Source organism: Mesorhizobium sp. WSM1343, assembly GCF_055901535.1.
Genome location: NZ_CM148370.1, coordinates 6,207,492 through 6,233,873 on the forward strand (window position 1 = coordinate 6,207,492; position 26,382 = coordinate 6,233,873).

Below are 26,382 nucleotides of genomic sequence, written 5' to 3' on the forward strand. Positions count from 1 at the left end.
CGGATAGAAAGACGGCAGAGGAGGAAAGTCCAATCGTGCAGGGCTTGTTCATCGTCATCATCGCGGTCGCCTATGTGACGCTGCTGTTTGCCATCGCCAGCCTCGGCGACCGCCGCTCGGCCATCTCCGAGCCGAGCCGGGGGCGGCCTTTCATCTATGCGCTCAGCCTCGCGATCTACTGCACATCCTGGACTTTCTTCGGCTCGGTCGGTCTCTCTTCCGAACGCGGCCTCGAATTCCTCGGCATCTATACGGGCCCGGTGCTCGTCTTCGTCTTCGGCTTCCCGCTGCTCAACCGTATCGTGCGGCTGGCCAAGACCGAGAAGATCACCTCGATCGCGGATTTCCTCGGCGCACGCTACGGCAAGAGTTTCACCGTCGCGGCGATCGCCACGCTTATCGCCACCATCGGCGCGGTGCCCTATATCGCGCTGCAGTTGAAGGCGATATCCGGTTCGGTCAGCCTGATGGTCGAGCACTATACGGGATCGCCGCCTTCGTTCGATCCCTTCGTCAGCGACATCTCGCTGGTCGTCGCCATGCTGTTGGCGCTGTTCGCGGTGCTGTTTGGAACCCGTCACGCCGACGCCACCGAACACCAGGACGGGCTGGTGCTGGCGGTGGCGGTCGAAACCGTCGTCAAGCTCGCCGCCTTCCTGGCGATCGGCCTGATGGTCACCTTCCTGATCTTCGGCGGCCCGGGCGACATGTTCGACAAGCTCGCCGAGAACGCGCAGGTCCGGCAGGCGATGAGCTACAACACCTCGCTCGCCACCTGGCTGGTGCTGACGTGCCTCAGCGGCTTTGCCATCATCATGCTGCCGCGGCAGTTCTACGTCACCATCGTCGAAAACCGCGGCGAGGCCGAACTGCGCACCGCGACATGGGTGTTCCCGCTCTACCTCGTGGCGATCAACCTGTTCGTGCTGCCGATCGCCTTCGCCGGCCTGTCGCTGGTCGGCACCGGAACCAGCAGCGATCTCTATGTGCTGTCGCTGCCCCTGTTCAGCGGCCATGATGTGCTGGCGATGGCGGCTTTCATCGGCGGCCTGTCGGCGGCGACGGCGATGGTGATCGTCGAAAGCGTGGCGCTGTCGATCATGATCTCCAACGATCTCGTCATTCCGCTGTTCGTGCGCCGCCTGCTCAAGACCTCGACCTCCGAGACCGAGGATTGGTCGACGCTGATCCTCAATGTGCGGCGCGGGGCGATCTTCATCCTGTTGTTCATCGCCTTCCTCTACTACCGCGAGAGCACCAACAGCGCGCGCCTGTCGTCGATCGGCCTGATGTCGTTCGCGGCCATCGCCCAGTTCGCCCCCGCCCTGATCGGCGGGCTGATCTGGCGCGGCGCCAACGGCCGGGGTGCGGCACTCGGCATGGTCGCCGGCATCCTCGTCTGGGGCTACACACTGCTCCTGCCGTCGCTTGCCGCGGCCGATACCGGCATCATCGTGCACGGGCTGTTCGGCTTCGAGGCGCTGCGGCCGCAGGCCCTGTTCGGCACCGTCGCCGAACCGCTGAACCACGGCGTGTTGTGGAGCCTGTCGATCAATGCGGTGTTTTTCGTGCTTGGCTCGCTGTCGCGCGCGTCGGTGCCGCTGGAACGCATCCAGGCGTCGATCTTCGTGCCGCGCGATGCCGGCCCGATGCCCAGCCTGCGCCGTTTCCGCACCGCCATCACCGTCAACGACCTGAAGGACACGATCGGGCGCTATCTCGGCGTCGAGCGCACCGAGCGCTCTTTCCAGTCGTTCGAAAAGACCAACGGAACCTCGCTGCACGGCAACGAACAGGCGAGCATGGACGTCATCCGCTTTTCCGAGCAGCTGCTGGCCAGCGCCGTCGGCTCCTCCTCGGCACGGCTGATCCTGTCGCTGCTGTTTCGGCGCCACGACCGCGAATCCCGAGATGCCTTCCGCTTGCTCGACGACGCCACCGAGGCGCTGCAGCACAACCGCGACCTCTTGCAGATCGCGCTCGACCAGATGGAACAGGGCATCACCGTCTTCGATCGCGATTTCCGCCTGATCTGCTGGAACCGCCAGTACCGGGCGCTGTTCGACCTGCCCGACGAGATGGGCCAGGTCGGCGTCTCGCTCGACCGCATCCTGCGCCATCTCGCCGAGCGCGGCGACATCCCTGCCGATCAGCGTGTGGCCATGCTCAACCGGCTGACCAGCTTCGTCAGTCCGTGGCAGATGGAGCTGAAAACCTCGGGCCGCATCCTGGAACTGCGTTCCAACCCGATGCCGGACGGCGGCATCGTCGCCACCTATGCCGACATTTCCGGGCGCGTCGAGCAGGACCTGGCACTGAAGCGTGCCAATGAATCGCTGGAGCAGCGCGTCAAGACGCGCACCATCGAGCTGACCCGGGTCAATGAGGAACTGGCGCAGGCACAGATGCTGGCCGAGGAGGCCAATCTCGGCAAGACGCGCTTCCTCGCCGCCGCCGGCCACGACATCCTGCAGCCGCTGAACGCCGCCCGGCTCTATTGCTCCTCGCTGATCGAGAAGGCCGGCAAGGGACCTGCCGGCAAGGCGGCCGTGAACATCGAATCCTCGCTGGAATCGGTCGAGACGATTCTCGGCGCCGTGCTCGACATCTCCCGCCTCGATGCCGGCGCGATGAAGCCGGATGACACCGCCTTCAACCTCGACGGATTGCTGCGCCAGATCGGCAACGACTTCCGCCCGCTCGCCGCCGAAAAGAAGCTCGAGCTGACCATCATGCCGTCATCGCTGACGGTGACGACGGACCGCAATTTGCTGCGCCGCCTGATCCAGAATCTCGTCTCCAACGCCATCAAATACACGCGCCGCGGCCGCGTGCTGGTTGGCGTCAGGCGGCGCGGCGATTTGGCCGAGATCCAGGTGATCGACACCGGCATCGGCATCGCCGGCGACAAGCTGAACACCGTCTTTCGCGAATTCACCCGGCTCGACGAGGGCGCGCGCGAGGCCGAGGGCCTCGGTCTCGGCCTCTCCATCGTCGACCGCATCGCCCGGGTGTTGCGCCTGGAGATCCGCATCTTTTCCAGTCCGGGCAAGGGCACGCGATTCTCCGTTATCCTGCCCGTCGCGGCCGTGCAGGCACGACGCGAGATCGAAGCCAGGGCTCCCGCCCGCGCGACGGCCTCGCTGGCCGGTCTGCACGTGCTGTGCATCGACAACGACGCCCGCATCCTCGAAGGCATGCGGCTCCTGCTCGAAGGCTGGGGTTGCAACGTCGACACCGCGTCCGGTTCAAAGGATCTGGAGACCGCGAAGATACACCGCCCGGACATCGTCCTTGCCGACTACCATCTCGACGGCGAAACCGGCCTCGAACTCGTCGTCAGGCTGCGTGCGATCCATGGCGACACTCTGCCGGCCGTGCTGGTCACCGCCGACCGCTCCAACGAGGTGCGCACGGCCGCCGGCGGGCTCGAGATTGCGGTGATCAACAAACCGCTCAAACCAGCGGTACTGCGCTCGATGATGGCCAGGGTCAGGCCGCTGGCGCCGGCGGCGGAATAGGGGTCTAACCCGCCGGCTGCAGCGGGTCGCTGCCGATCTTGGACAGCAGGATCACCGCCTGGGTGCGGCTGTCGACGCCGAGCTTCTGCAGGATGGCGGAGACATGCGCCTTGATGGTGGCCTCGGAGACGCCGAGTTCATAGGCGATCTGCTTGTTGAGCAGGCCCTCGGCCAGCATGCCGAGCACCCGGGTCTGCTGCGGCGTCAACGCCTGCAGCCGCTTGATCAGGTCGGATATTTCAGGGTCGCGCTCGATGCCGAGATCGACGCCGACGGGTGCTGCAATATCGCCGGCAAGCACCGATTGCACGGCGCTGCGGATTTCTTCCATGCTGGCCGATTTGGAGATGAAGCCGGAAGCGCCGAGGTCGAGCGCCCGCCTGATGGTCGCCGGATCGTCATGCGCCGACACCACGACCAGCGGCACCGCCGGATGGATGCCACGCAGCGAGATCAGGCCGGAGAGGCCGCTGGCGCCCGGCATCGACAGGTCGAGCAGCACCAGATCGACGTCCTCGTTGGCCACGACCAGCGCCTTGGCGCTCTCGAAATCGCCGGCTTCATGGATGGCGGCGACATTGCCGATGCCGGCGAGCGCTTCGCGCAGCGCACCGCGAAACAGCGGGTGATCGTCGGCGATGACGAAAGAATAGCCTGCCGGCAAATGTCCCTCCCCGAATCCCCGATGATTTTTGGCTTTTCGGGTTCAACTGGACGATTATGAGCGGCTGCGCGCTGTTTTCAAGCGGCAAAGCCAGTGCGCCGCCTCCCGTGGTTGAAACGCTCAGGTCTTCTGCGAATTGGGCTGGGCGCCGTTGTCCTTGTCCATATCCCTGACGATGCCCATGAAGCCGCGCAGGAAGCGCTCCATGTAGCCCATCGTCTTGTTGAAATCCTCTTCGCTCGGCAGTTTCGATTCGAGGCGGGCGGAGAGCGAATTCTCGAGCTTGGTGACGCGCTCGTCCATCGCCTTCATCGAGGTCTGCAAGCGGTCGACCTCGTCCTGGAAAGCGGCGCGTTCGTCGGCCGCCATCTTGCAGACGAGCTGGCCGGAGCGTTCGTCGCAGATCGACATGGCGCCGGTCTGGGTGTCCATGCGGATATAGCCGGTGGCCGACTTTTCCAGCCGGTAGCGGTCGGTTTCTTCCGAATAAGCTGAAGCCGCGACCAGCGAAACGAGCGCGGCGGGGATCAAGATGTGCTGCAGACGCATGTTGTCCTCCATGGCAAAGGCCTCAGATATCGCATGTTTGCGCCGGAAATGGGGAAGACCCTTGGCGTGGCCTTTCCCGAATGGCTGGTTCGGAATCTTTTGAAGCAATTCCCAAGGGAAAGCGCTATGCGCTTTTCCCAGGAAAACCGTTTCACACTTTTCCTGGAACTGCTCTATAGCGCAACCATGTCTCAGATTGTCTACAAGATAACCCCGCAGGCGCTTTGGCGCGAGGCCGAAACGCATGGCCGCTTCACCGGCGCGCCGATTGATGTCGCAGACGGCTTCATCCACTTCTCCACGGCGGCGCAGGTCAAGGAAACGGCGGCAAAGCACTTTGCCGGCCAGACCGACCTTCTGCTGGTCGCCATCGACGGCGCCAGCCTGGGTGCTGCGCTGAGATACGAGGTCTCGCGCGGTGGTGCGCTGTTTCCGCATCTTTATGGTCCGCTCGGCCTCAAGGCTGTGCTGTGGGTCCAGCCACTGCCGCTTGGCTCCGATGGTGTGCACCAGTTCCCGGCACTGGAGGGGCAATGAGCGTGCTCGACCGGCTCGGCCAGAAGCTGCTGTTCGCCTTCGATCCGGAAACCGCGCATGGCCTGTCGATCGCGGCCTTGCGATGCGGCGTTCCGGTTGGTGCACCAGCGATCCGCGACCACAGGCTGACGGTCAGCATCTGCGGCCTCGATTTCCCCAATCCGCTCGGCATGGCGGCCGGCTATGACAAGAACGCCGAAGTGCCCGACGCGCTGCTTGGCCTGGGCTTCGGCTTTGCCGAGGTCGGCACGATCACGCCGCTGGCGCAGGCCGGCAATCCGAAGCCGCGCATTTTCCGGCTGACGGCCGACGATGCGGTGATCAACCGATTGGGCTTCAACAATGAAGGCCATGCGGCGGCCGAAAAGCGCCTTGCCGCGCGCAAGGGGCGTGGCGGCATCGTCGGCGTCAACATCGGCGCCAACAAGGACAGCAGCGACCGCATCGGCGACTATGAGCGCGGCGTCGCCCGGTTTGCGCAATACGCCAGCTATCTGACCGTCAACATCTCCTCGCCCAACACGCCGGGCCTGCGCAACATGCAGGCGCGTGAGCAGCTTGGCGAGCTCTTGTCGCGGATCATGGCCGCGCGCGCCACGGCAACCGCCCAGCCGCCGGTGTTCCTGAAGATCGCGCCGGATCTGGTCGAGGCAGAGCTGGAGGACATCGCCGCCGAAGTCACGGAAAAGCGGGTGGACGGCGTCATCGTCTCCAACACCACCATCTCCCGACCGCCACTGCGCAGCGGCGACACCGCGCGCGAGAGCGGGGGGCTCTCCGGCAAGCCGCTGTTCGAGCGTTCGACCATCGTGCTGGCGAAGATGCGCAAACTGCTCGGGCCGGAGCTTGCCATCGTCGGCGTCGGCGGCGTCGATTCCGCCGATACGGCGCTGGACAAGATCCGTGCGGGTGCCGATCTGGTGCAGCTCTACACCGGCATGATCTATGCCGGGCCTTCGCTGCCAGGCCGTATTCTTTCCGGAATGGCCCGTTTCGTCGAAAAAGAACGGCTGAAGTCGATTTGCGAGTTGCGCGACAGCCGCCTCGACTTCTGGGCGTCCAGGCAACTCTGAACTGCTCTCAGGAGCGCAGGTCGCGGCTGACGGCCCGCTCGCAGATGGTGCAACGAACTCGGGTCGACGGGTTCCTTCGGAGCTTTCGCCGGGCGTTGGCTGACGGCGCATCAAACAAAAAAACCGCCAGTGCGGCGGGTCATTGGCGCAAATCAGCACCATGGGCAAAAATGTACCATAGCTGAGATCACCGAGTCAAGAAAAAATTCCTATCGCGAGAGCTGGCGTTCGGTGTCCTGAACGGCGCAGGGCCTTCCGGGGGCACGTCTAAAACGCCGTCCGTACCCTGAGCCGCAGGATCGTCAGCAGGCTGAAGCCTCGCACCAGCAGGAAGACGTGCAGCGCCGCCCACAGTCCATTGTTGCCGAAGGCGGGCGCAAGGGTCAGCAGCGCGGCCGCGAAAACCAGGAACGACAGCAGCATCATGTTGCGCATGTCGCGGGACCAGGTCGCACCGATGAAGACGCCATCCATCTGGAACGCCAGCACACCGCTCAGCGCCGTGAATGCCGCCCATGGCAGGTAGATGTCGGCCACCGAACGAACGTCCTCCGATGTCGTCACGAGGGCGACCAGATTGGCGCCACCAAACAGCATTACCAGCGTCGCGGCTCCCGCCAGCCCGAAACCCCAGAACAGCGTCAGCCGCACGGCCTGACGGAACGGTGCGGCGGCACGTGCGCCGACGGCACGGCCCGCCAGCTGTTCGGCGGCGGTGGCAAAGCCATCGAGGAAATAGCCGGCGACGAGGAAGAAATTCATCAGCACGGCGTTGGCGGCCAGCGTCACCGTGCCGAACTGCGCGCCCTGGCGGGTGAACAATGCAAAGGCGGCGAGCAGCGAGAACGAACGGATCATGATGTCGCGGTTGAGCGACAGCATGCGCAGGAAGGCGGTCATGTCGAGCAGGCGATGGCGCGGCAAGGGCGGGGCCGCGCGAAACCGGCGGATCACGATGGCCAGGCCGAGCAGCATGGCCAGGAACTCACCGGTGACGGTCGCCCAGGCAACGCCGGCGACGCCCCAGCCAAGTTCCAGCCCAAGCAGGAAGCACAGCGCGATGTTGATGCCGTTCAGCACCAATTGCAGCACCAGTCCAAGCCCGCCCTCGCCGCGCCCCAGCACGTAGCCGAGGATGGCGTAGTTGATCAGCGAAAAGGGGGCTGCAAGCAGCCTGATCCTGATGTAGACGCCCATCGCCTCGCTGACGCGCGGTTCGGCGCCCATGAATTTTTGCCCGGCGATGGCGACCAGCGGCGCAAGGGCAGCGAGCACGATGCCGGCGATAACCGCGATCAGCACGGCGCGCCAGAACACCGCCTGTTCCTCCAGGGCATCGCCACGCCCGAACGCCTGTGCGACAAGGCCGGTGGTGCCCGAGCGCAGGAAATTGAAAGAGGTGAAGACGACGTCGAAGATCAGTGCGCCGGCAGCCAGGCCGCCGAGCAAGGCGGCATCGCCGAACTGGCCGACGACAGCCGTGTCGACCAGGCCGAGCATCGGCGTCGTCAGATAGGCTAGCGTCATCGGCACCGCGATGGCGAGCACGGAGCGGTTGGTGACGACAAATGATCCGGAGTGAAGCGGCGATCCCGAGAGGATCGGGGATCCGGCGTCGGCTGGGGTTGCACCTTTGTCCAAGGATTGCTGCCTTGCTGATTGCGGCTTGATGGAACCGTCGATGTGCCCCATTTTCCGGCCACCGCGCAATCACCTATCCCATGACGGCCAACCGAAATCCCGGTCTGGCGTGAGCCAGCCGGATACGAGTTCATGCCTCTGCAGATCGTCCATCATCCCGACTACGACGCCGGCTTCGCCGTCAACCATCGCTTTCCGATGAGCAAATATCCCCTGCTGATGGAGGCGCTGCGGACACGCGGCCTCGCCGGCCCCGAGGCGCTCAGCACCGCCGAACCGGCGCCGGCTTCATGGCTGGAGCTTGCCCATGCGGCGGACTATGTCGACCAGGTCGTCAACTGCCGCGTGCCCGAAAAGATCGAACGCGAGATCGGTTTTCCGATCGGCCCCCGCGTCTCGCTGCGCGCGCAGCTTGCCACCGGCGGCACGGTGCTGGCGGCGCGGCTGGCCTTGCGCCACGGTATCGCCTGCAACACCGCCGGCGGCAGCCACCATGCGCGGCGCGCGCAAGGCGCGGGCTTCTGCACCTTCAACGATGTCGCCGTCGCCGCGTTGGTGCTGCTGGCCGAAGGCGCGGCACGAAACATCCTGGTCGTCGATCTCGACGTGCACCAGGGCGACGGCACGGCGGATATTCTCGCCGATGACCCGCGCGTGTTCACCTTTTCCATGCATGGCGACCGCAACTACCCAGTGCGCAAGATCGCCTCCGACCTCGATGTCGCGCTGCCCGACGGCACGGGTGACGCTGCCTATCTCGAGAGGCTCGCCGCCATCCTGCCGGAGCTGTCCGCCCAGGCGCATTGGGACATCGTGTTCTACAATGCCGGCGTCGACGTCCATGCAGATGACCGGCTTGGCAGGCTGTCGCTGTCGGATGACGGCCTGCGCGCCCGTGACGACATGGTCATCAGCCATTTTCGCGCGCAGGGCGTTCCGGTCTGCGGCGTCATCGGCGGTGGCTATTCCACCGATGTGCCCGCTCTTGCCGCGCGCCACGCCATCCTGTTCGAGGTCGCCGCGGGCCACGCCCGGTAGTTCTTCAAGCATGATCTCGGGACAAACGGTTTCCGTTTGTCCGAGAAAACCGGTTCCCAAGTTTCGCTGACGCGGACCTGCGGTTCGGGATCATGCTCTACTTCCGGTAGTTGGCAAGCCTGAGCAGGATGAACGCCGGCACGACGATAGCCGCGCCCAGCAGGATATAACCGAGGAAACGGTCGATGGCATGAAAGCCGAGATTCCACAGGTCCATGAAGAACTTCCGGATGCCGTAGAGCACATCCATCGGCGACCAGCCGAAGGCATTCATGACCAGGCCGACGAGGAAAGACACCACCAGCAGTTTCAGGATCACCTTGAGCGGCGAGTCGCCAAGAAAGCGCGTCAGTGCGGACAAGGCTCGTCTCCCGATTGAGGCACCCAGGCTCGAGGGCGTCGGCCAGACATACGCACTTGGCTTGTCCGCTTCAAGCCGGGAGTTTTGCGGGATGCCAACGGCCTGCACCGCGCGATTGCATGGCAGGCTTGTGCTGCCAAACGGACTAAACCCGCGCCAGACTGTTAAATTTGCGTAAACAACATCGCTTTAATTTATTGAAAACAAAGCGAAAAACCTTCATTTTTCGATTTCCCGCAATGTGCGTGCAATTTTCGCCTGCGAGACGGTCGGCGTCTTTCAGGCGATTGGCCGCGCGGGCGCTCTGACCCCCTACCACAACTGGCGAAAGCCAGTCCCAGGACCGCGCAACCATCCCTGAAAGACACCAAATCGGAGCCCGACCGCCTCAACGGTCGAGTTCTTCGGGAAACCTGCGCATCGATTGCCGGATGCGCGCGCGTGTTGGAGTAATGCAGTGTTCTCTCAAGCAAAGATCATCCTGACGGCAAGTGCCCTTGCCATGTGCCTCCTGGGGCCGGCGATGGCCGCCGACCTTTCGCCCGCCTACAATGATCCCCCCGCGTTCCAGTGGAGCGGCGCCTATGTCGGCGTGCATGGCGGCACGGCGTTCACCGGGATGCCGAACCCGTTTGCCGGCAGGAATGGTCTCAGCGGCGGCTTTCAGGCCGGCTACAACCAGCAGATGGGTCCAGCGGTTCTCGGTGCCGAGATCGAGGGCTCCTATCTGGGCGGCGCCGAGCACGACGTCCGGGGCGGCAAGATCAAGGAAAAATGGCGCGGTGCCGCCAAGGCCAAGGCCGGCTTGAGCTTCGACCAGACGCTGCTGTTTGGAACCGGCGGCGTCGCCATGACCAAATTCGACAAGGGCGACAAGGTGAATAATATCGACGGATGGAAACTCGGCTATCTGGTCGGTGGCGGCATCGAGCAGGGTTTTGCCGGCGGCCTCTCGGCCAAGGTCGAATATGACTATGTGCGCACCCCAGGCGTCGAAACGACGTCCGTCCTGGGCAAATCCAAGGCGACGATCGGCAGCCATGAACTGAAGGCCGGCATCAACTACCGGTTCTAGGGCAGGCCATGGGTTCCGTTGAACCTGTTCTGTATTCTGCTTGAACGACCTTGCGCGGCGCCCGGATGCAACGGGGCCGCGCAATTGCTTTGCCTCCATCCGCACCGTCATCGACGCGTGTCGGCAGACCGCATTTGTGTGCCAGGTCCTGCGTAATGCCGATGCAATCTTCACGTCCTAAAGCGCGTCGCATCGAAACGGATCATGCGGCCCGCTTCAGGTTTTGTTTTGTGCATGTCGTTGTCCCAAAACCGAGACCGCTTTTGGGCGACATGCATTCGGTGCCGCGGATGACCTTGATGACGGGAATCGGATATGTCCAAACGCAGCGCAAACCATCTGGTGTGGATCTCCAAGGCGTTCTTCATCGCGATCGTGCTGGTGCTGACGGGATGCGCCTCCGACATCATGAAGAACTACATCGGGCAACCGGTCGAATCGGTCATTCTGGACTACGGGCCGCCGACCGCCGTCGTTGATCTCGGCCGGGGCGAGCGGGCCTATCAATGGCGGAAAATATCCACCAATGCGGTTTCCGGAAGCTCCAGCGGCGAAGTTCGCCATACAAAACACGGAACCGTCTACGAAGAAACCGAAACGCCTGGCTATATCGAGCGCCAGGAATGCTTCTATACGTTCTATGCCCGCGCCTCGGGCGGCCGATGGTTCATCACCAATTTTCGTCAACCGAAGCTGGAATGCGAATGAATTGCCACAGCGTGCCGGCTGCCTGTGACGGAGAGTGCGCATGCGCATCCTGCTGATCGAGGACGAGCCGGAAATGGCCTCGGTGCTGAAGACCGCGCTCGAGCGCCAGGACATCATCGTCGACCATGCCGCGACACTGGCGGATGCCGAAGCCGTGGCGCGGCTCGGCCACCATGACGCGGTGGTGCTGGACCGCCGGCTGCCGGATGGCGATGGCCTCAGCCTGATCCCGCGCCTGCGGGCCTTGCATCTGGACGTGCCGGTGATCGCGTTGACGGCGCTCAGCGGGCTCGACGATCGCGTGGCGGGGCTCGACGCCGGCGCCGACGACTACATGGTCAAGCCGTTCGCCACGGTGGAACTGGTCGCCAGGCTCAATGCCTTGCACCGGCGTTCGTTCACCACGCGTGCCAATCAGGTGATGGTCGGCCGCCTCACCTATGACTTCCGCCATCGCGAGGCGCTTGTCGAGGATCAGGCGCTGGAACTGCCGCGGCGCGAGCGGCTGGTGCTCGAAACGCTCATCCGCAGGCCGGGGCGGACGATCATGCGCGGGGCGCTGGAAGAAGCCGTCTATGCTCTCGACGACGAGATCGGCTCCAACGCATTGGATGCGCACATTTCGCGGCTGCGTCGCAAGCTCGACGACGTCGCTGCCGGCATCGAGATCAGGGCGATCCGCAACCTCGGTTATCTCTTGCGGGCCGCCTCGTGAAGAAGCCGCGCACGCGATCGCTGCAATGGGTGCTGGTGCGCCGGATGATCCTGTTGCAGGCGGCGACGCTTCTTGTCTTCATCGTGCTGTGCGCGGCCGCGCTGTGGATCGCCGATCCACGGCTTCTTGTCGACAACGAGGCTGCCGTCGCCACCCTCAAGGATGCCGTCGATCGTGACGGCAACGGCAAATTGATCGTCCATGAGACCGATGGATTGCGTTCGTTTCGTAAGGGGTTCCCCAATGTCTGGTACATCATCCGCGACAACAACGGCCAGAGCATCCGCTTCGGCAGCGTACCTGACGTCTACACCAGGAATTTTGGCGATCTGCTGGGCCAGGTCGATCACGCCACCGTCGGTTTTTCCGAAGATGATTTGAGGCCGGAGGCCTATCTCGAAAGGGTTTCGACCAAGGCTGGCACGGTTCAGATCATTGCCGCGACGCGATCGTCGCGGGAAGAGACCGACGGCCTCGAAGTCACCATTTCGGCCACCATCGACGTCGCCAAGAACCCGGACGGCAGCAGGAACTGGGAGAAGGCGCTTCCCACTCTCGCGGCCATCATCGTCATCCTGCTGCTGCCGATCGTCCTCGTCATGGGAGCCACGACCCTGGTGACGACGCCAGCCGTCGTGCGCCGGTCGTTTGCCGGCCTCGTCGACACCGTCCAGCAGGCCGCGCGCATCGACATCGGCACCCGTGCGATGCAGCTGCCGGTCAAGAATGTGCCGCAGGAGATCGCGCCGCTGGTGCATGCCTTCAACCAGACGCTGGCCCGCCTCGCCCAGGGCTATGACCGGCACAACCGCTTCCTCACCGACGCCGCGCACGAACTGCGCACGCCGATCGCCATCCTGCGCACGCGCGCCGAATTGCTGAAGCAGGAACCGCAAAGCGCGCGCCTGCTGCATGACATCGAGCGCCTGTCGCATCTTGCGCAACAGCTGCTCGACCACCAGCTGCTCGACCGCCCGGCGGACCAGCGCCAGATCATAGACCTCTGCGATCTTGTCAGCCGGGTCGCCGCCGACTTCGCCCCGCTCGCCATCGAAGCAGGCTACGATCTTGCCTTCGAGCCGCCAGCCAACAAGGTCCATGTCGAGATCAACGTGCTGCAGATCGAGCGGGCGCTGGCAAATCTCGTGCGCAATGCCATCGATCATGGCGGCGGTTCCGGCACGATCACCATAGCGATCGATGAAAACGGCGGCGTCGAAATCCGTGACGAAGGCCCAGGCATTCCAGCCGATGAGCACGAGAACGTTTTCGAGCCCTTCTACCGACTGCGGCCGCAATCGCGCGGCGCGGGCCTGGGATTGAACCTTGCCCGGCAGATCGCACTGCTGCACGATGGCTCCATCCGGATATTGGCCGGCTCCTGGCAAGGCGCCCGCATCCGCATGGAGTTGCCGGTTCGGGCGGTGGCCGCGTGCGGCAGAAATGATGGCCGGCCCACGGTTGCGGCCGATCCCGCTGGCTTATCTGTTTTCTAACCAATTGCCGCTATTCCCAATCGGATAGCGGGAGCAAGGCTTTGGTGGAGACGGAGAGAAACACCGCGCGACGCGGCGTCATGCTGTCGGTGGTCATCCCATGCTACAATGAGCTGGATGGCGTGGCCGAACTGCATCGGCGGGTAACGGCCGCATGCCTTGGGCAAGGCCCTTCCTACGAGATCGTCCTTGTCGTCGATGGCGCGACCGACGGTACGCGCGAGGCCATTCTGCAGCTGGCTGAAAAGGACGACCATATCGTCGCCATCGACCTTGCCCGCAATTACGGCCACCAGATCGCGTTGAGCGCCGGGCTCGAATTCTGTCGCGGCCAGCGCATTCTCATTCTCGATGCCGACCTGCAGGATCCGCCTGAACTGCTCGGCGCGATGATGACGAAGATGAACGAAGGCTTCGATGTGGTCTACGGCCAGAGGCTGACGCGCGATGGCGAAAGCTGGTTCAAGCTCGCCTCCGCATCCATGTTCTATCGCTTGCTGCGCCGGATGGTCGACGTCGACATAGCCCCGAATACCGGTGATTTCCGACTGATGAACCGGCGCGCGCTCGACCATCTGAACGCGATGCCAGAACGTTACAGGTTCATTCGCGGCATGGTGAGCTGGATCGGGCTGAGACAGGTGGCTTTCCCCTATGAGCGGCACCGCCGCTTTGCCGGCACCACCCACTATCCGCTGAAGAAAATGCTTCTTCTGGCGGTCGACGCCATGACCAGCTTCTCCATCGTGCCCTTGCGGTTCGCCTCGCTGCTCGGAATGATGTTCGGGCTTCTGGGGCTGGTCGTGCTCGGCTACACGCTGCTCGAATGGTCGGTCGGAAACGTGTTGCCCGGCTGGACCAGCCTCGCCGCGATCGTGCTGATCCTCGGCAGCGTCCAGCTTATGGTGCTTGGAATCTTCGGCGAGTATCTCGGGCGCATGTACATGGAGACAAAGCGGCGGCCGCTCTACTTCGTCAACGAGATCGTTTCGCGCAGCCAGGCGGTGGAGGACGGCGAATTGCCGGTCCATCGCCTGCAGGAGATGGCAAAGAGGGCCGCACGTGCTTGAGGCGGAATTCGACCAGTTTGCGCGGGAATATCAGGAGCAGCATGCCGCAAGCATAAGGCTGAGCGGCGAAAACCCGGATTTCTTCGCCAGGTACAAGATCGACGACGTCGCCGCGACGCTGCGGCGGGCCGGTGTCAAACCGCGACGAATACTGGATTTCGGCGCCGGCGTCGGCAATTCGCTCGGCCATATGCGCAACGCGTTTCCCGACGCGGAGATCACCTTGCTCGATCCTTCGCGGGAATCGCTCGACATCGCCAGCAAGCGCTTTCCCGGCCAGGCCGCCTTCACGCATTTCGACGGCAAGACAATTCCCTTTGCCGACGGCAGCTTCGACCTGGCCTTCGCGGCCTGCGTCTTCCACCATATCCCCGAGAACCTGCAGATCGGACTGTTCGCCGAGATCGGCAGGGTGCTGGCCTATGGCGGCAGCTTCTTCGTCTTCGAACACAATCCTTGGAACCCGCTGACCACGCACGCGGTGAGGAACTGTGCCTTCGACGAAAACGCGGTTTTGATAAATTCGCGCGAGATGCGCGGGCGCATGGCCGAGGCGGGCCTTGCCAATACGAGGATCGTCTACCGGATTTTCTTTCCTCGGATGCTTGCGAGACTGAGGCCGTTCGAGCGCTTCCTCACCAAGGTACCTGTCGGAGCCCAATATTTTGCGCATGTGGTCAAGCCTGCCGTTTGACTTCCCGAGGATGCTGCGATTTGGCGCCGTCGGTCTGTTGAACACGGCGCTGGGATACGCGGTCATTCTGGCCGGGCTTGCGCTGGGTCTGGGCGACATCCTTGCCAACGCCACGGGCTATGCCGCCGGCCTTGTCCTCGGCTTCTTCCTCAACCGCCAATGGACCTTCAGCAGAGCCGATGGCTTCAAGCCCGGGACCGCGCTGCGCTATGGGGGTGTCTTTCTGGTCGCCTACAGCATCAATCTGGCCGTCGTAATCGCCGCCCGTTCAGCAGGCATCGTCGAAAACCCGCTGGTCCACCTCGCGGGAATCTGCGTCTATTCGGTTGTTTTCTATCTTGGCTCGGCTCGCTTCGTGTTTGTGGGGCGTGGGGACGACAGCACCGACCGCACAGTTCGGGTGGCCGACAAGCCTCGGCGGCAGCCCGCCAATCCAACACCTTGAACACCCAACTGTCACCGGAACCGATTAGAGGCGGCGCAGCATGAACGACGCTCAGGCCAGTGCGGCGGCCGCGACATACAACGAGCGGAGCAGGCTGATCTTCTGCCTGCTCGCGGCCTTGGCGATGGCGGGTGCGTTGGGTGCCCAGGCAGGCGCCACCCTGCAGGATCCCGACAGCTGGTGGCAAGTGAAGGTCGGTCTGGATTTCCTGACTAACCGGACATTTCCGGCCGTCGATCCCTATTCCTACACGTTTGCAGGCCAGCCCTGGATTGCCAAGGAATGGCTGGGGCAGGTCCTGCTGGCTCTTGCCTACCGGGCGGGCGGCTGGAACGGGGTCGTCACCGCGATCATCGCCTCGATCTCCCTGACGGTTTTCCTGATGGGGTGGTTTCTCAGCGCATGGCTGAAACCGATCCTGGCGATTACACTGGCGTTCGCGGCGGTGTTCCTGATCAACCCGATCTTCACGGCGCGTCCGCATGTCTTCACCTTCCCGATCATCGTCATCTGGACAGCGGTCCTCTTCGGTGCGGCAAGGGAAGAACGGGCGCCGCCCTGGTGGCTGCTTGTGCTGGTCGTATTATGGGCGAACCTGCACGCCACCTTCACCTTGAGCTTCGTCATCGCGGCTTTCGCCGGTCTCGATCTGCTGGCGCGCACGGGCCTGTCGAAACCGTCCCTGCTGGCGAAGTGGATCGCGTTCGGCCTGCTTTGCCCGCTGGTAAGCCTGATCCACCCCTACGGCGTCCAGGCCATCCTCGCGACGCTCGCCGTGGCCTACGGCAATGAGGCGGTGTCGCTGATCATGGAATGGAAACCGTTCAGTCAGCCGGACAGTCCTGTCCAGGAAGCGGCGATGCTGCTCGGACTTTTCGGGCTTCTGGTGTCCCGGTTGCGAATTGGCTGGGCCAAGGCGTTGTTCGTCGTCTTCACCTTGCATGTCTATCTCGCCCATGTGCGCTTCATGTATCTGTTCTTCCTGCTGATTCCGCTGGTGATGGCGGCCGAGGTCGCACAGCAATATCCCTCGCTTTCAGCCACCGCATGGCTGGCCGAAAAGCGCGACGGGCTGGAGAGATTCTTCGCCAGGCGGTTCTACGCCATCTGCGGCACGGCAGCCGTTCTGCTGATCGGCGGGGTCGCCGTGCTCGGCAGCGCCTATCAGGTCGCGCCGAGCCCGAAGACATCGGCCAGCGGGGCGCTGGCCTTCGCGCAAAGCCATCATCTGTCCGGCAATGTGTTGAATTCCTACAATTTCGGCGGCACGCTGATTTTCCATGGGTTCAAGACCTATATCGACGGACGGACGGACCAGCTGTTCCTGGGCGGCTTCACAAAGAGCGACAACGACACCGGACGCGGAGACGGCAAGCCGCTCCTCGAAGCCCGCCTGAAGAAATACGCAATAGATTGGGCGCTGCTGTCGGCCGACGACAGCCGGATTCCCTTCTTCGACCAGTTGGGCTGGAAACGGGCCTACTCGGACGATTACGCGGTAATCTATCTGCCCAGCGCCTGATCCTGTGCGTTCCTGGCGGATTTCGCGACAGCCAATATATGCCTTGACACCCATGTTGCAGCGCAGCAAAATTGCTGCCTGAGGGTAAGCCTGTGAGACCGACGAGCCGGGATTTTCAGCACGACCGAAGGCATCGCCGCATGAGCGTGTCGGGTGCGGCCGCACGGATCATGGTGGTCGCGCGCGAGCCGGCCGGATGAACTACCGGCGCGACATCGACGGCCTGCGGGCCGTTGCGGTGCTGCCCGTCGTGCTCTTCCATTTCGGCGTGTCCGCCATTCCTGGCGGCTTCACCGGTGTCGACATCTTCTTCGTCATATCGGGCTATCTGATCAGCGGCAGCCTGCTCGATGATCTTGAGCGGGGCCAGTTCTCGATCGGCCGCTTCTACTGGCGCCGCGCCCGGCGCATCCTGCCGGCGCTGACCTTCGTCATCCTGCTCGCGAGCATTGCCGCCTGGTTCATCCTTCTGCCTTCGGATCTCCACGAATTCAGCCTTAGCGTGATCGCCGCCGCGACCTTCTGGTCGAATATCTATTTCTGGAGAACGATGAACTATTTCTCCATCGACGCAGAACTGCGGCCGCTCCTGCACACATGGTCGCTTTCGGTGGAAGAGCAGTATTATATCTTCGCGCCGATCCTGCTTTATCTGATCCACCGATACGTCTCGAAGCGCTGGCTGACGGTACTTCTGCCGATGGCCGTCGGCAGCTTTGCCCTGGCAGTCATAGCAACCTCGCTGGCACCGACGGCAGGCTTCTATCTCTTGCCGACGCGCATATGGGAGCTGGCGCTGGGCGCCATGCTGATGTTGCGGAAGCCTCCGGTCCCAGCCGGTCGGCTGGCGGTGGAACTGATCGGCCTCGCCGGCTTTGCCCTGATTGCGTTTGGCTTTGTGATGATTTCGGACAGCGATCCGTTTCCCGGCTACAATGCCCTATTCCCCTGCATCGGAACAGCACTGCTGATCTATGCTGGCCAGGATAACGCCGACAGGCCGGCACCTGTCGCCACTCGCGTGCTTCGGTTGGCGCCGCTGGTCTGGGTCGGCCTCATTTCCTATTCGCTTTACCTCGTCCACTGGCCGATCAACTCGTTCGTCCATTATCTCTCGCTGAAGACCGTCGGTGTGCCAACGATTGTCGCGATGACGGTGGCCAGTTTCGCCTTGGCGGCATTCTCCTGGAAATATGTCGAGCAGCCCTTCCGCCAGAAACGAGCCTATACCGCACCGCTGCCTATCTTCGCTTTTTCGGCGACGGCCATCGCGCTGCTGTGCGCCGGTGGTTTGGCCGGTGCACTGGGCAACGGTTTCCCGCAACGGTTCCCGGACTTCTCGACCGAACATATCCGGGTCGGCGACTGGCGCAACGGCATCTGCTTCAACGAAAACGGGACCCGCATCGAAGACTGGAATCTCGCCGACTGCACCCGTACAACGGGCTTTGCCACCGATGTGCTGCTGTGGGGCGATTCTTTCGCTGCCCATTATGTATCGGGACTTGAGCCCAACGCCCAGAAAATCCAGGCCAATGTCATCCAATACACCTATGCCGGCTGTCCGCCCGACCTGACCTATTTTTCCTATGCTCGGCCCGCCTGCACCCGCTTCAACGAACGGGCCTTGTCGATCATTCGCGACGCAAACATCCAGGCGGTGATCCTGAGCGGCCGATGGACCGACTACCAGGCCAGGGGCTTCGACGGCCTGCAGAAGACGATCGACCGGCTTCGCGAGATGGGGGTCAAGGTCTATACCGTCGGCCAGTCTCCGTGAAGCGGGAGCATGCCGGAACCACATCCTGGCCTATGGCTATGGATCCGGGCATCAACGCACGGGTTCTGCCGTTCACCAAAGGGGCCGATTTCATAGATCCGCTGACGTATCTGTGCGACTCGGCCGGTTGTTCATACGCCGACGCCAAGACCAATGAATTTCTCTACTTCGACTATGGCCACTTCTCTTCCGCCGGCGCGACGCTGGCCATCTCGAAATACTGGCCAAGTTTCGCCACCAGCGACAAGGCCGCGAAGGCAAACCGGCAATTCACGGCCGCAGGCGCGCCGTGATCCGCAGCACGACGGCGTCGTGCCGAAACGGACCGCTTTGCGATTGCCCGAAGGCCAACCCTCATGCTAACGAGGGCGCACGCGGGTATGATGTAATGGTAGCTTGTCAGCTTCCCAAGCTGAACGCGCGGGTTCGATTCCCGCTACCCGCTCCAGCCTAAGGCGTCAGAACCATTTCAGCGCCTGCCTGTTCGTCGAACACAACCGAGCAGCCTCTCGCCAGCGCCACCGTTGCGAGGGCGTTTGCCGCCGCGTCATCCGATGAAACGAAATCGCCGGTCAACACCCGCAATTCTTCCACGCCTTCAGCCATGGACACGAAATTGCCGACCGATCGATCGTGCTTGCAGGCCTCGATCACGCAAAGCAGGTCGATGATTTCGAAGCTGCGCATGTTCAGCCTCCAGAAGAAATCGTCCCTTGCAAGATCATGAACGCATCGGCGGGAAATAATGTTCCCAGTTCGCTTTCGCTGGCCTCGGCCTGGCGGCGCTTTCGCCGGAGAAGCTTACCTGATCCAGCCATCATCCCACTTCCCTCAGAATGAAGTCGTGCAGCATCTTGGCGGCCGGCGACAGCGCGCGATTCCTCACCGTGATCAGGCTGTAGGGCCTGACCTCGATGTCGAATTCGGTCTGGACGACGTCGATGGCGCCGGCCAGCCCGTCAGGGTTCTGGATGAATTTCGCCACCTGGACAGAGACCGGTGCGATGGCATCGGATTGCGCGACCATGACCAGGGTCAGGAGCAGCGAACTGGTGTTCAGGATACGGTCCGGCAAAGCGATGTTGCGGTTGAGGAAGTTGCTCTCCATCGCCTGGCGCAAGGGCGAGCCGCCAGACTGGAAGACCCAGTCATAGGCGGCGGTGTCTTCCAGCCGCACCACGCTGCCCCTGGTGAGCGGGTGGCCACGGCGCACGATCAGGCAGGCCTTCTCGACGCCGATGACGCGCGACTCGAACAGCCGCGGATTAAGGTCGTCGGGGATGCGCGCGATGATGAAGTCATGGCGCGTGGCGATCAGCTCGCGTGCCAGCACATTGGAGGTCTCGACCTGCATGGTGATCTCGATGCGCGGATAGATGCGGCGGATTTCACGAATTGCCGGCACCGCCAGCTCGATTGCCGGCGCGGTCACGGCACCCAGGAAAACCGAACCACCCTTGCCCGCCTTGAGCTCGGAAATCTCGCGGTCGACCTCGCGCATCTCCAGCAGGATCGAGCGCGCCCGCCTGGCCAAAGCCTTGCCGTATGGCGTCAAGGTGATGCCGCGCGGCAGCCTCTCGCACAGCTTGACCTCCAGCACCGCCTCCATCTCCGCGATCATGCGCGAGGCCGCCGGCTGCGAAATGTTCAGAACCTGGGCTGCCGCGCTGACCCGGCCATGGTCGTCGAGCGCGACGATCATGCGCATATGACGCAGACTGAGACCGCTGCGCAGCAGGGTTTCGCCATCGCCCGGTGCTTCTCTGTAACCATTTGAAGCTGTTGTCGGATTTCCTGGCCGCGCCATCGATTTCCCTGCCTTCTGCTTGTGTACGACCGACATCGGGGTCAACCCGTCACGTCGCAATACCTATACCAACGATGATATAGCAACCATCAAAGATCGCATTTGACAGTTATGGCAAAGACCCACACCCTCCGCGCGTTCCAAGACGTGACGGTCGCCGACGAGAAAAATCGTATCGATTGAATCAGCGTCTCGGGGCCATGGGAGGATACCGGAGATCGATATGACGGCAGCGGTGCCTTGGCGCTTCTGCACGATTGCGCGGCCCGCGACCCCCGGGGTGCCGCGTCCATCAAACAGGGAGAGTTAAAGTGAAAATCATCAAGACACTGGCCGCCGTCGCGGCCCTTGGCATCGCTGCCATGACCTACTCGGCGCACGCAGCCGACAAGGGTCTCGTCGGCGTGCTGATGCCGACCAAGACCTCGCAGCGCTGGATCAATGACGGCGATGCCGTCAAGTCCCAGCTCGAGGCTCTCGGCTACACCGTCGACCTGCAATACGCGCAGGACGACATCCCCAACCAGCTCAGCCAGCTGGAAAACGAAATCACCAAAGGCCCGAAGGCGCTGATCATCGCTTCGATCGACGGCACCACCCTGTCGGATGCTCTGCAGAAGGCCGCTGACGCGGGCGTCGTCGTCGTCGCCTATGACCGCCTGATCAAGAAGACCGCCAATGTCGACTACTACACCACCTTCGACAATTTCGGCGTCGGCGTGATCCAGGCGAATTCGCTGGTCAAGGGCCTCAAGGAACGCTTCCCGAACACCAAGCCGTGGAACGTCGAACTGTTCGGCGGCTCGCCCGACGACAACAACGCCTTCTTCTTCTACAATGGCGCCATCTCCGTCCTGCAGCCGCTGATCGACGACGGCTCGATCAAGATCAAGTCCGGCCAGACCGGCATGGACAAGGTCGGCACGCTGCGTTGGCTCGCCGCCACCGCCCAGGCGCGCATGGACAATCTGCTGTCGGCCAACTATTCGGACGGCAGCCGCGTCGATGGCGTTCTGTCGCCCTATGACGGCCTGTCGCGCGGCATCACCGCCTCGCTGCGCGCCGTCGGCTACGGCACCGAAGCTCAGCCTTGGCCAATCGTGACCGGTCAGGACGCCGAGACCGCTTCGGTCAAGCTGATCATCTCGGGCGAGCAGTACTCGACCGTGTTCAAGGACACCCGCGAACTGGCCAAGGCCACCGTCCAGCTCGTCGACAAGGTGCTCTCGGGCGGCAAGCCGGACGGCCTCGATGAAAAGACCTACAACAACGACGTCAAGGTCGTTCCCTCGATCCTGTTGACGCCGCATGAAGTCGACAAGTCGAACTACCAGGCGCTGGTCGTCGACTCCGGCTACATCAAGGCCGACGAACTGAAGTAATCCCGGTTACAAAGTCAGGGGGTCCTGCGCAACGCAGGGCCCCTTTTCGTTCACCAGCGAGCCCGGTATTGTCACCGACCTCGCCGGCAATGTTTGCCGAGCTCTCAAGGAGCGGTAGTCCCCATGGCCCCGACGATTTTGGAGATGCGCGACATCACCAAGACGTTTCCCGGCGTGAAGGCGCTGTCGAACGTCAACCTCAGCGTCGAGGAAGGCGAGATCCACGCCGTGGTCGGCGAAAACGGCGCCGGCAAGTCGACGCTGATGAAGGTGCTGTCGGGCGTCTATCCCTCCGGCACCTATGACGGCCAGATCATCTTCCAAGGCCAGGAATGCCAGTTCAAGGGCATCCAGGACAGCGAACACAAGGGTATCGTCATCATCCACCAGGAGCTAGCGCTGGTGCCGATGCTGTCGATCGCCGAAAACATCTTCCTCGGCAACGAGCACGCGAAATTCGGCGTCATCGACTGGGATGCCAACGAGGCGCGCACCGCCGCCCTGTTGAAGAAGGTGGGCCTCAAGGAGGACCCCAAGACACTGATCACCAATATCGGCGTCGGCAAGCAGCAATTGGTCGAAATCGCCAAGGCGCTGAGCAAGGACGTCAAGCTTTTGATCCTCGATGAGCCGACAGCGTCGCTCAGCGAGAAGGACAGCCAGGCGCTGCTCGACCTGCTGCTCGAATTCAAGCGGCAAGGCATGACCTCGATCCTGATCTCGCACAAGCTCAACGAGATCAACCGGGTCGCCGACAAGGTCACCGTCATCCGTGACGGACGCACCATCGAGACGCTGGCCAAGAAAGATATCTCGGAAGACCGCATCATCACCTCGATGGTCGGCCGTTCGCTCGACGACCGCTATCCGCCGCGTGAGCCCAAGATCGGCGAGATCGTGTTCGAGGTGAAGAACTGGTCGGTCTATCACCCGCTCCATGCCGAGCGGCAGGTGATCAAGGGCATCGACATCAATGTGCGCAAGGGCGAGGTGGTCGGCATTGCCGGGCTGATGGGCGCCGGGCGCACCGAATTCGCCATGAGCCTGTTCGGCCGCTCCTACGGCCGCCGCATCACAGGCGAGGTGCTGCTCAAGGGCAAGCCGATCGATGTGTCCTCGGTAAGCAAGGCGGTCCAACACGGCATCGCCTACGTCACCGAGGATCGCAAGACCTACGGGCTCAACCTCATCGACCATATCAAGCACAACATCACGCTGGCCAATCTCGGCGGCGTGGCCCGCCACAGCGTGATCGACGACATGCGCGAGCTCGCCGTCGCCAACGACTATCGCAAGAAGACCAATATCCGTGCGTCCAGCGTCTATCAGATGACCGGCAATCTTTCCGGCGGCAACCAGCAGAAGGTGGTGCTGTCGAAATGGCTGTTTGCCGACCCTGACGTGCTGATCCTGGACGAGCCGACACGCGGCATCGATGTCGGCGCCAAGTATGAAATCTACACGATCATCGCGCGCCTTGCCTCGGAGGGTAAGGCGATCGTGGTCATCTCGTCGGAAATGCCGGAATTGCTCGGCATTACCGACCGCATCTACGTCATGAACGAAGGGCGCATGGTGGGCGAAATGCCGGCGGCGGAAGCAAGCCAGGAAAAAATAATGCGCGCCATCGTCCGGGGAGAAGGAAAAGCAGCATGAGCACCGAAACCGCCCCCGCCCCGCACGGCAATGTCGCCGAGGAACAGCGCCCGCGCATCGCCGTCTCGGCGCTGGCGACGAACCTGCGCGAATACGGTCTGATTATCGCGCTGATCGTCATCATGCTGTTCTTCCAGTTCACCACGTCGGGAACGCTGTTCAAACCGGTCAACCTCAGCAATCTGGTGCAGCAGAACTCCTTCATTATCGTGATGGCGCTGGGCATGCTGCTGGTGATCGTATCGGGCTATATCGACCTCAGCGTCGGGTCGGTCGCCGGCTTCATCGGCGCGCTGGCGGCAAACATGATGGTCATCTGGCAGCTGGGACCGCTCAGCAATCCGCTGGTGGTTTCGATCGTCTGCCTGGTTGCGGGTGGCTTGATCGGCGCCGCGCAAGGCTATTGGATCGCCTATCACCGGATACCGAGCTTCATTGTGACGCTGGCTGGCATGCTGATCTTCCGCGGCATCTGCCAGGCGCTGCTCGGCGGCGGCTCTTCGGTCGGCCCGCTTCCGGACGACTTCAAAATGCTCAGCTCCGGCTTCATCCCTGATGTGATCGGCCCGCTGACGCTCGTCCCGCCGGTGGTGAACGCGGCCGGCAAGACCATCCTGGGCAGCGGCGTGACCCTGCACATGACGACAGTCGTGCTCGGCCTGATCGCCGTGCTGGCCTATGCCTATTTCGGGGTGAGGACGCGTCGCAAGCGCGAACGCCATGGCTATGAGGCCGAGCCCTTTGCCCTGTTCGTCGTCAAGACGCTGGTCGCCAGCGCCCTGGCGCTGTTCCTGGTCTATGAGTTCGCCAGCTACAGAGGCCTGCCGGTCGTGCTGCTCGTCATGGGCGTGCTGATCTCGCTGTTCGTCTTCGTCACCAAGCGCATGACCATCGGCCGCCGTATCTACGCCATGGGCGGCAATGCCAAGGCCGCGCAGCTGTCAGGCATCAACACCGAGCGGCTGACGCTGATGGTGTTCATCAATATGGGCGTGCTGTCGGCGCTCGGCGGCCTGATCATCGCGGCGCGACTGGGACAGGCGGTGCCGGCCGCGGGCCTCGGCAGCGAGCTCGACGTCATCGCCGCCGTCTTCATCGGCGGCGCCTCGGCGATGGGCGGCGTCGGTCAGGTCATCGGCGCGGTGGTCGGCGGCTTCATCATGGGCGTGATGAACAACGGCATGTCGATCATGGGCGTCAATGTCGACTGGCAGCAGGTGGTCAAAGGCCTGGTGCTGCTCGGCGCCGTGATCTTCGACGTCTACAACAAGAACAAGGCTTGAACGGACTTAAGAGCAATTCCAGGAAAAGTGTGAAACGGTTTTCCGCCCGGAATTGCGCCAAGACAATGAGTTAGAGCGGTTCGCCGTTTCCGTGAAACGGTGAACTGCTCTGGTCGAGGAAAGCAGGAGGCATACGATCGCGACGCTGCCGGCAACCCGCCGGTAACAGAAGTCCCTGAGGGACCAGGCCCGCGAGCGCAATCCGAACTGAGAATTTAAACCGTGGCATGGACGAGGTCCCGGCCGCGCTGAGCAAGGTTTGCCGTTTTGGCAGCCCTGCCAAGGCAAATGAGAGAGGATTCATCATGCTGATCTCCCAGATCCTTGACGACGCCGAGACCATCCGCGTCGTCGCCCGCAATGGCAGCAAGACCCGGATCATCAATGGCGCCCGCAGCGTCTATTCGCTGGCGATGGAGGCCGCCCGCACCGGCGTCGGCCTCGTCGCGCTGATCGAACGCAAGGGGCTTGGCGAGACGGTCGATCTCGAGGCCGCTTACAAGAAGGGGCGGCTGCTGTCGCCGATCAATCACCCCGATCCGGCGCATCTGCACCTGACCGGCACCGGACTGACGCATCTCGGCTCCGCCGCGACGCGCGATTCCATGCACAAGAAACTGAGCGCCGACGGCGAGGAGCAGCTCACCGATTCCATGAAGATGTTCCGCATGGGGCTGGAGGGCGGCAAGCCGGCGAAAGGCCAGATCGGCGTGCAGCCGGAATGGTTCTACAAAGGCAACGGCACGATGGCGGTGGCGCCAGGCGCCGCACTCCTGTCACCGGCCTTTGCCAAGGACGCCGGCGAAGAGCCCGAAGTCGCCGGCATCTATGTCATCGGCGATGACGGCGCACCATTCCGCGTCGGCTTCACGCTGTCGAACGAGTTTTCCGACCACGTCACCGAGCGCGTGAACTATCTGTTCCTCGCGCATTCCAAGCTGCGCAACGCCTCGTTCGGGCCGGAGATCCTGATCGGCGACCTGCCGTCCGACATCCGCGGCACCTCGCGCATCGTGCGCGACAGCGAGGTGCTGTGGGAAAAGCCGTTCCTGTCCGGCGAAGCGAACATGTCGCACACCATCGCCAATCTCGAACATCATCATTTCAAATACGCGGCTTTTCGCCAGCCGGGTGACGTGCATGTGCACATGTTCGGCACGGCGACGCTGTCCTTCGCCGACGGCATCACGACCGAGGCCGGCGATGTCTTCGAGATCGAGGCCGGGGATTTCGGCCTGCCGCTGCGCAACCCGCTCGAGATCGAGCAGCCGGTGAAGGTGGCTGTGAAGGCGCTTTGAGAGCGCGCCTTTTCCTTCTCCCCAAGTGGGAGGTGGATCGGCGCGTTAGCGCCGAGACGGATGAGGG

Annotated in this window: 24 protein-coding genes and 1 tRNA gene; 19 read left to right on the forward strand and 6 right to left on the reverse strand. The window is 62.9% G+C overall.

Annotated elements, in window-relative coordinates; all coding sequences use genetic code 11:
- The first annotated feature begins 35 nt into the window (after nt 1–35).
- Nucleotides 36–3,521 carry a PAS domain-containing hybrid sensor histidine kinase/response regulator gene (locus AC0NIL_RS30120; RefSeq protein WP_337122825.1) on the forward strand — a complete coding sequence of 1,162 codons (3,486 nt, stop codon included), beginning with the start codon at nt 36–38 and terminating at the stop codon, nt 3,519–3,521.
- Nucleotides 3,522–3,525: 4 nt separating this feature from the next.
- On the opposite strand, the gene AC0NIL_RS30125 is transcribed toward AC0NIL_RS30120, so the two are convergent.
- Together AC0NIL_RS30125 and AC0NIL_RS30130 are read right to left on the reverse strand one after the other, a co-directional pair.
- Nucleotides 3,526–4,185 (reverse strand): response regulator transcription factor, encoded by a 660-nt coding sequence (locus AC0NIL_RS30125; RefSeq protein WP_024503139.1) that lies wholly within the window; start codon nt 4,183–4,185, stop codon nt 3,526–3,528.
- Nucleotides 4,186–4,305: 120 nt separating this feature from the next.
- Complete coding sequence (locus AC0NIL_RS30130; protein WP_013533615.1) at nt 4,306–4,734, reverse strand: hypothetical protein; 429 nt, start codon at nt 4,732–4,734, stop codon at nt 4,306–4,308.
- Nucleotides 4,735–4,920: 186 nt separating this feature from the next.
- Here AC0NIL_RS30130 and AC0NIL_RS30135 point away from each other — a divergent pair, with 186 nt between their 5' ends.
- On the forward strand, nt 4,921–5,271 hold the full coding sequence (locus AC0NIL_RS30135) for a DUF952 domain-containing protein (protein WP_473573291.1): 351 nt from the start codon (nt 4,921–4,923) through the stop codon (nt 5,269–5,271).
- Entirely contained in the window at nt 5,268–6,344 is a 1,077-nt protein-coding gene (locus AC0NIL_RS30140; protein WP_473573214.1) for a quinone-dependent dihydroorotate dehydrogenase, read from the forward strand. Before AC0NIL_RS30135 ends, AC0NIL_RS30140 begins: the two co-directional genes overlap by 4 nt.
- A gap of 267 nt (nt 6,345–6,611) precedes the next feature.
- Here AC0NIL_RS30140 and AC0NIL_RS30145 read toward each other — a convergent pair whose 3' ends face one another.
- The gene (locus AC0NIL_RS30145) at nt 6,612–7,985 is read right to left on the reverse strand and encodes an MATE family efflux transporter (RefSeq protein ID WP_084652617.1); all 1,374 of its coding nucleotides are present in this window, start codon (nt 7,983–7,985) and stop codon (nt 6,612–6,614) included.
- Between the two features lie 132 nt (nt 7,986–8,117).
- On the opposite strand from AC0NIL_RS30145, the gene AC0NIL_RS30150 reads away from it, so the two are divergent.
- Nucleotides 8,118–9,023 (forward strand): histone deacetylase family protein, encoded by a 906-nt coding sequence (locus AC0NIL_RS30150; protein WP_064995690.1) that lies wholly within the window; start codon nt 8,118–8,120, stop codon nt 9,021–9,023.
- A gap of 97 nt (nt 9,024–9,120) precedes the next feature.
- Here AC0NIL_RS30150 and AC0NIL_RS30155 read toward each other — a convergent pair whose 3' ends face one another.
- A complete protein-coding gene (locus AC0NIL_RS30155) occupies nt 9,121–9,384 on the reverse strand; it encodes a DUF6460 domain-containing protein (RefSeq protein ID WP_013533620.1) in 264 nt (87 codons plus the stop codon).
- A 457-nt stretch (nt 9,385–9,841) separates the two neighbouring features.
- Here AC0NIL_RS30155 and AC0NIL_RS30160 point away from each other — a divergent pair, with 457 nt between their 5' ends.
- The 11 genes from AC0NIL_RS30160 (at nt 9,842) to AC0NIL_RS30210 (ending at nt 19,337) form a co-directional block, all read left to right on the forward strand.
- The gene (locus AC0NIL_RS30160) at nt 9,842–10,459 is read left to right on the forward strand and encodes an outer membrane protein (RefSeq protein ID WP_473573215.1); all 618 of its coding nucleotides are present in this window, start codon (nt 9,842–9,844) and stop codon (nt 10,457–10,459) included.
- A gap of 315 nt (nt 10,460–10,774) precedes the next feature.
- Nucleotides 10,775–11,167: a hypothetical protein gene (locus AC0NIL_RS30165; RefSeq protein ID WP_013533622.1), complete on the forward strand. Its 393-nt coding sequence runs from the start codon at nt 10,775–10,777 to the stop codon at nt 11,165–11,167.
- Nucleotides 11,168–11,207: 40 nt separating this feature from the next.
- Nucleotides 11,208–11,882, forward strand: a complete 675-nt coding sequence (locus AC0NIL_RS30170) for a response regulator (protein WP_013533623.1) — start codon at nt 11,208–11,210, stop codon at nt 11,880–11,882.
- Nucleotides 11,879–13,378 carry a sensor histidine kinase gene (locus tag AC0NIL_RS30175; RefSeq protein WP_473573217.1) on the forward strand — a complete coding sequence of 500 codons (1,500 nt, stop codon included), beginning with the start codon at nt 11,879–11,881 and terminating at the stop codon, nt 13,376–13,378. The genes AC0NIL_RS30170 and AC0NIL_RS30175 overlap by 4 nt, the downstream gene beginning before the upstream one ends.
- Nucleotides 13,379–13,458: 80 nt before the next feature.
- Nucleotides 13,459–14,448 carry a glycosyltransferase family 2 protein gene (locus AC0NIL_RS30180; RefSeq protein WP_181172679.1) on the forward strand — a complete coding sequence of 330 codons (990 nt, stop codon included), beginning with the start codon at nt 13,459–13,461 and terminating at the stop codon, nt 14,446–14,448.
- A complete protein-coding gene (locus AC0NIL_RS30185) occupies nt 14,441–15,142 on the forward strand; it encodes a class I SAM-dependent methyltransferase (RefSeq protein ID WP_063170022.1) in 702 nt (233 codons plus the stop codon). The genes AC0NIL_RS30180 and AC0NIL_RS30185 overlap by 8 nt, the downstream gene beginning before the upstream one ends.
- A 37-nt stretch (nt 15,143–15,179) precedes the next feature.
- Nucleotides 15,180–15,587, forward strand: a complete 408-nt coding sequence (locus AC0NIL_RS30190; protein WP_245268579.1) for a GtrA family protein — start codon at nt 15,180–15,182, stop codon at nt 15,585–15,587.
- A gap of 40 nt (nt 15,588–15,627) precedes the next feature.
- Entirely contained in the window at nt 15,628–17,109 is a 1,482-nt protein-coding gene (locus AC0NIL_RS30195; protein WP_064995694.1) for a hypothetical protein, read from the forward strand.
- A gap of 196 nt (nt 17,110–17,305) precedes the next feature.
- Nucleotides 17,306–18,889: an acyltransferase family protein gene (locus AC0NIL_RS30200; RefSeq protein ID WP_473573219.1), complete on the forward strand. Its 1,584-nt coding sequence runs from the start codon at nt 17,306–17,308 to the stop codon at nt 18,887–18,889.
- A gap of 38 nt (nt 18,890–18,927) precedes the next feature.
- Entirely contained in the window at nt 18,928–19,182 is a 255-nt protein-coding gene (locus tag AC0NIL_RS30205) for an SGNH hydrolase domain-containing protein (RefSeq protein ID WP_473573221.1), read from the forward strand.
- A gap of 81 nt (nt 19,183–19,263) precedes the next feature.
- Nucleotides 19,264–19,337, forward strand: a tRNA-Gly gene (locus tag AC0NIL_RS30210).
- Nucleotides 19,338–19,339: 2 nt separating this feature from the next.
- Here the strand turns inward: AC0NIL_RS30210 and AC0NIL_RS30215 are convergent.
- Both AC0NIL_RS30215 and AC0NIL_RS30220 read right to left on the reverse strand, forming a co-directional pair.
- Nucleotides 19,340–19,576 carry a hypothetical protein gene (locus AC0NIL_RS30215; RefSeq protein WP_024503153.1) on the reverse strand — a complete coding sequence of 79 codons (237 nt, stop codon included), beginning with the start codon at nt 19,574–19,576 and terminating at the stop codon, nt 19,340–19,342.
- 130 nt (nt 19,577–19,706) lie between these two features.
- Complete coding sequence (locus tag AC0NIL_RS30220) at nt 19,707–20,696, reverse strand: LysR family transcriptional regulator (protein WP_473573292.1); 990 nt, start codon at nt 20,694–20,696, stop codon at nt 19,707–19,709.
- A gap of 311 nt (nt 20,697–21,007) precedes the next feature.
- Between AC0NIL_RS30220 and chvE the strand changes: the two genes are divergently transcribed.
- The 4 genes from chvE to araD1 all read left to right on the forward strand — a co-directional run bounded on the left by chvE (nt 21,008) and on the right by araD1 (nt 26,315).
- Entirely contained in the window at nt 21,008–22,078 is a 1,071-nt protein-coding gene (gene chvE, locus AC0NIL_RS30225) for a multiple monosaccharide ABC transporter substrate-binding protein (protein ID WP_024503154.1), read from the forward strand.
- A gap of 123 nt (nt 22,079–22,201) precedes the next feature.
- Nucleotides 22,202–23,734: a multiple monosaccharide ABC transporter ATP-binding protein gene (gene mmsA, locus AC0NIL_RS30230; RefSeq protein ID WP_027161716.1), complete on the forward strand. Its 1,533-nt coding sequence runs from the start codon at nt 22,202–22,204 to the stop codon at nt 23,732–23,734.
- The gene (gene mmsB, locus AC0NIL_RS30235) at nt 23,731–25,017 is read left to right on the forward strand and encodes a multiple monosaccharide ABC transporter permease (protein WP_473573223.1); all 1,287 of its coding nucleotides are present in this window, start codon (nt 23,731–23,733) and stop codon (nt 25,015–25,017) included. Before mmsA ends, mmsB begins: the two co-directional genes overlap by 4 nt.
- A 305-nt stretch (nt 25,018–25,322) precedes the next feature.
- Entirely contained in the window at nt 25,323–26,315 is a 993-nt protein-coding gene (gene araD1, locus AC0NIL_RS30240) for an AraD1 family protein (RefSeq protein WP_473573225.1), read from the forward strand.
- Nucleotides 26,316–26,382: the final 67 nt, after the last annotated feature.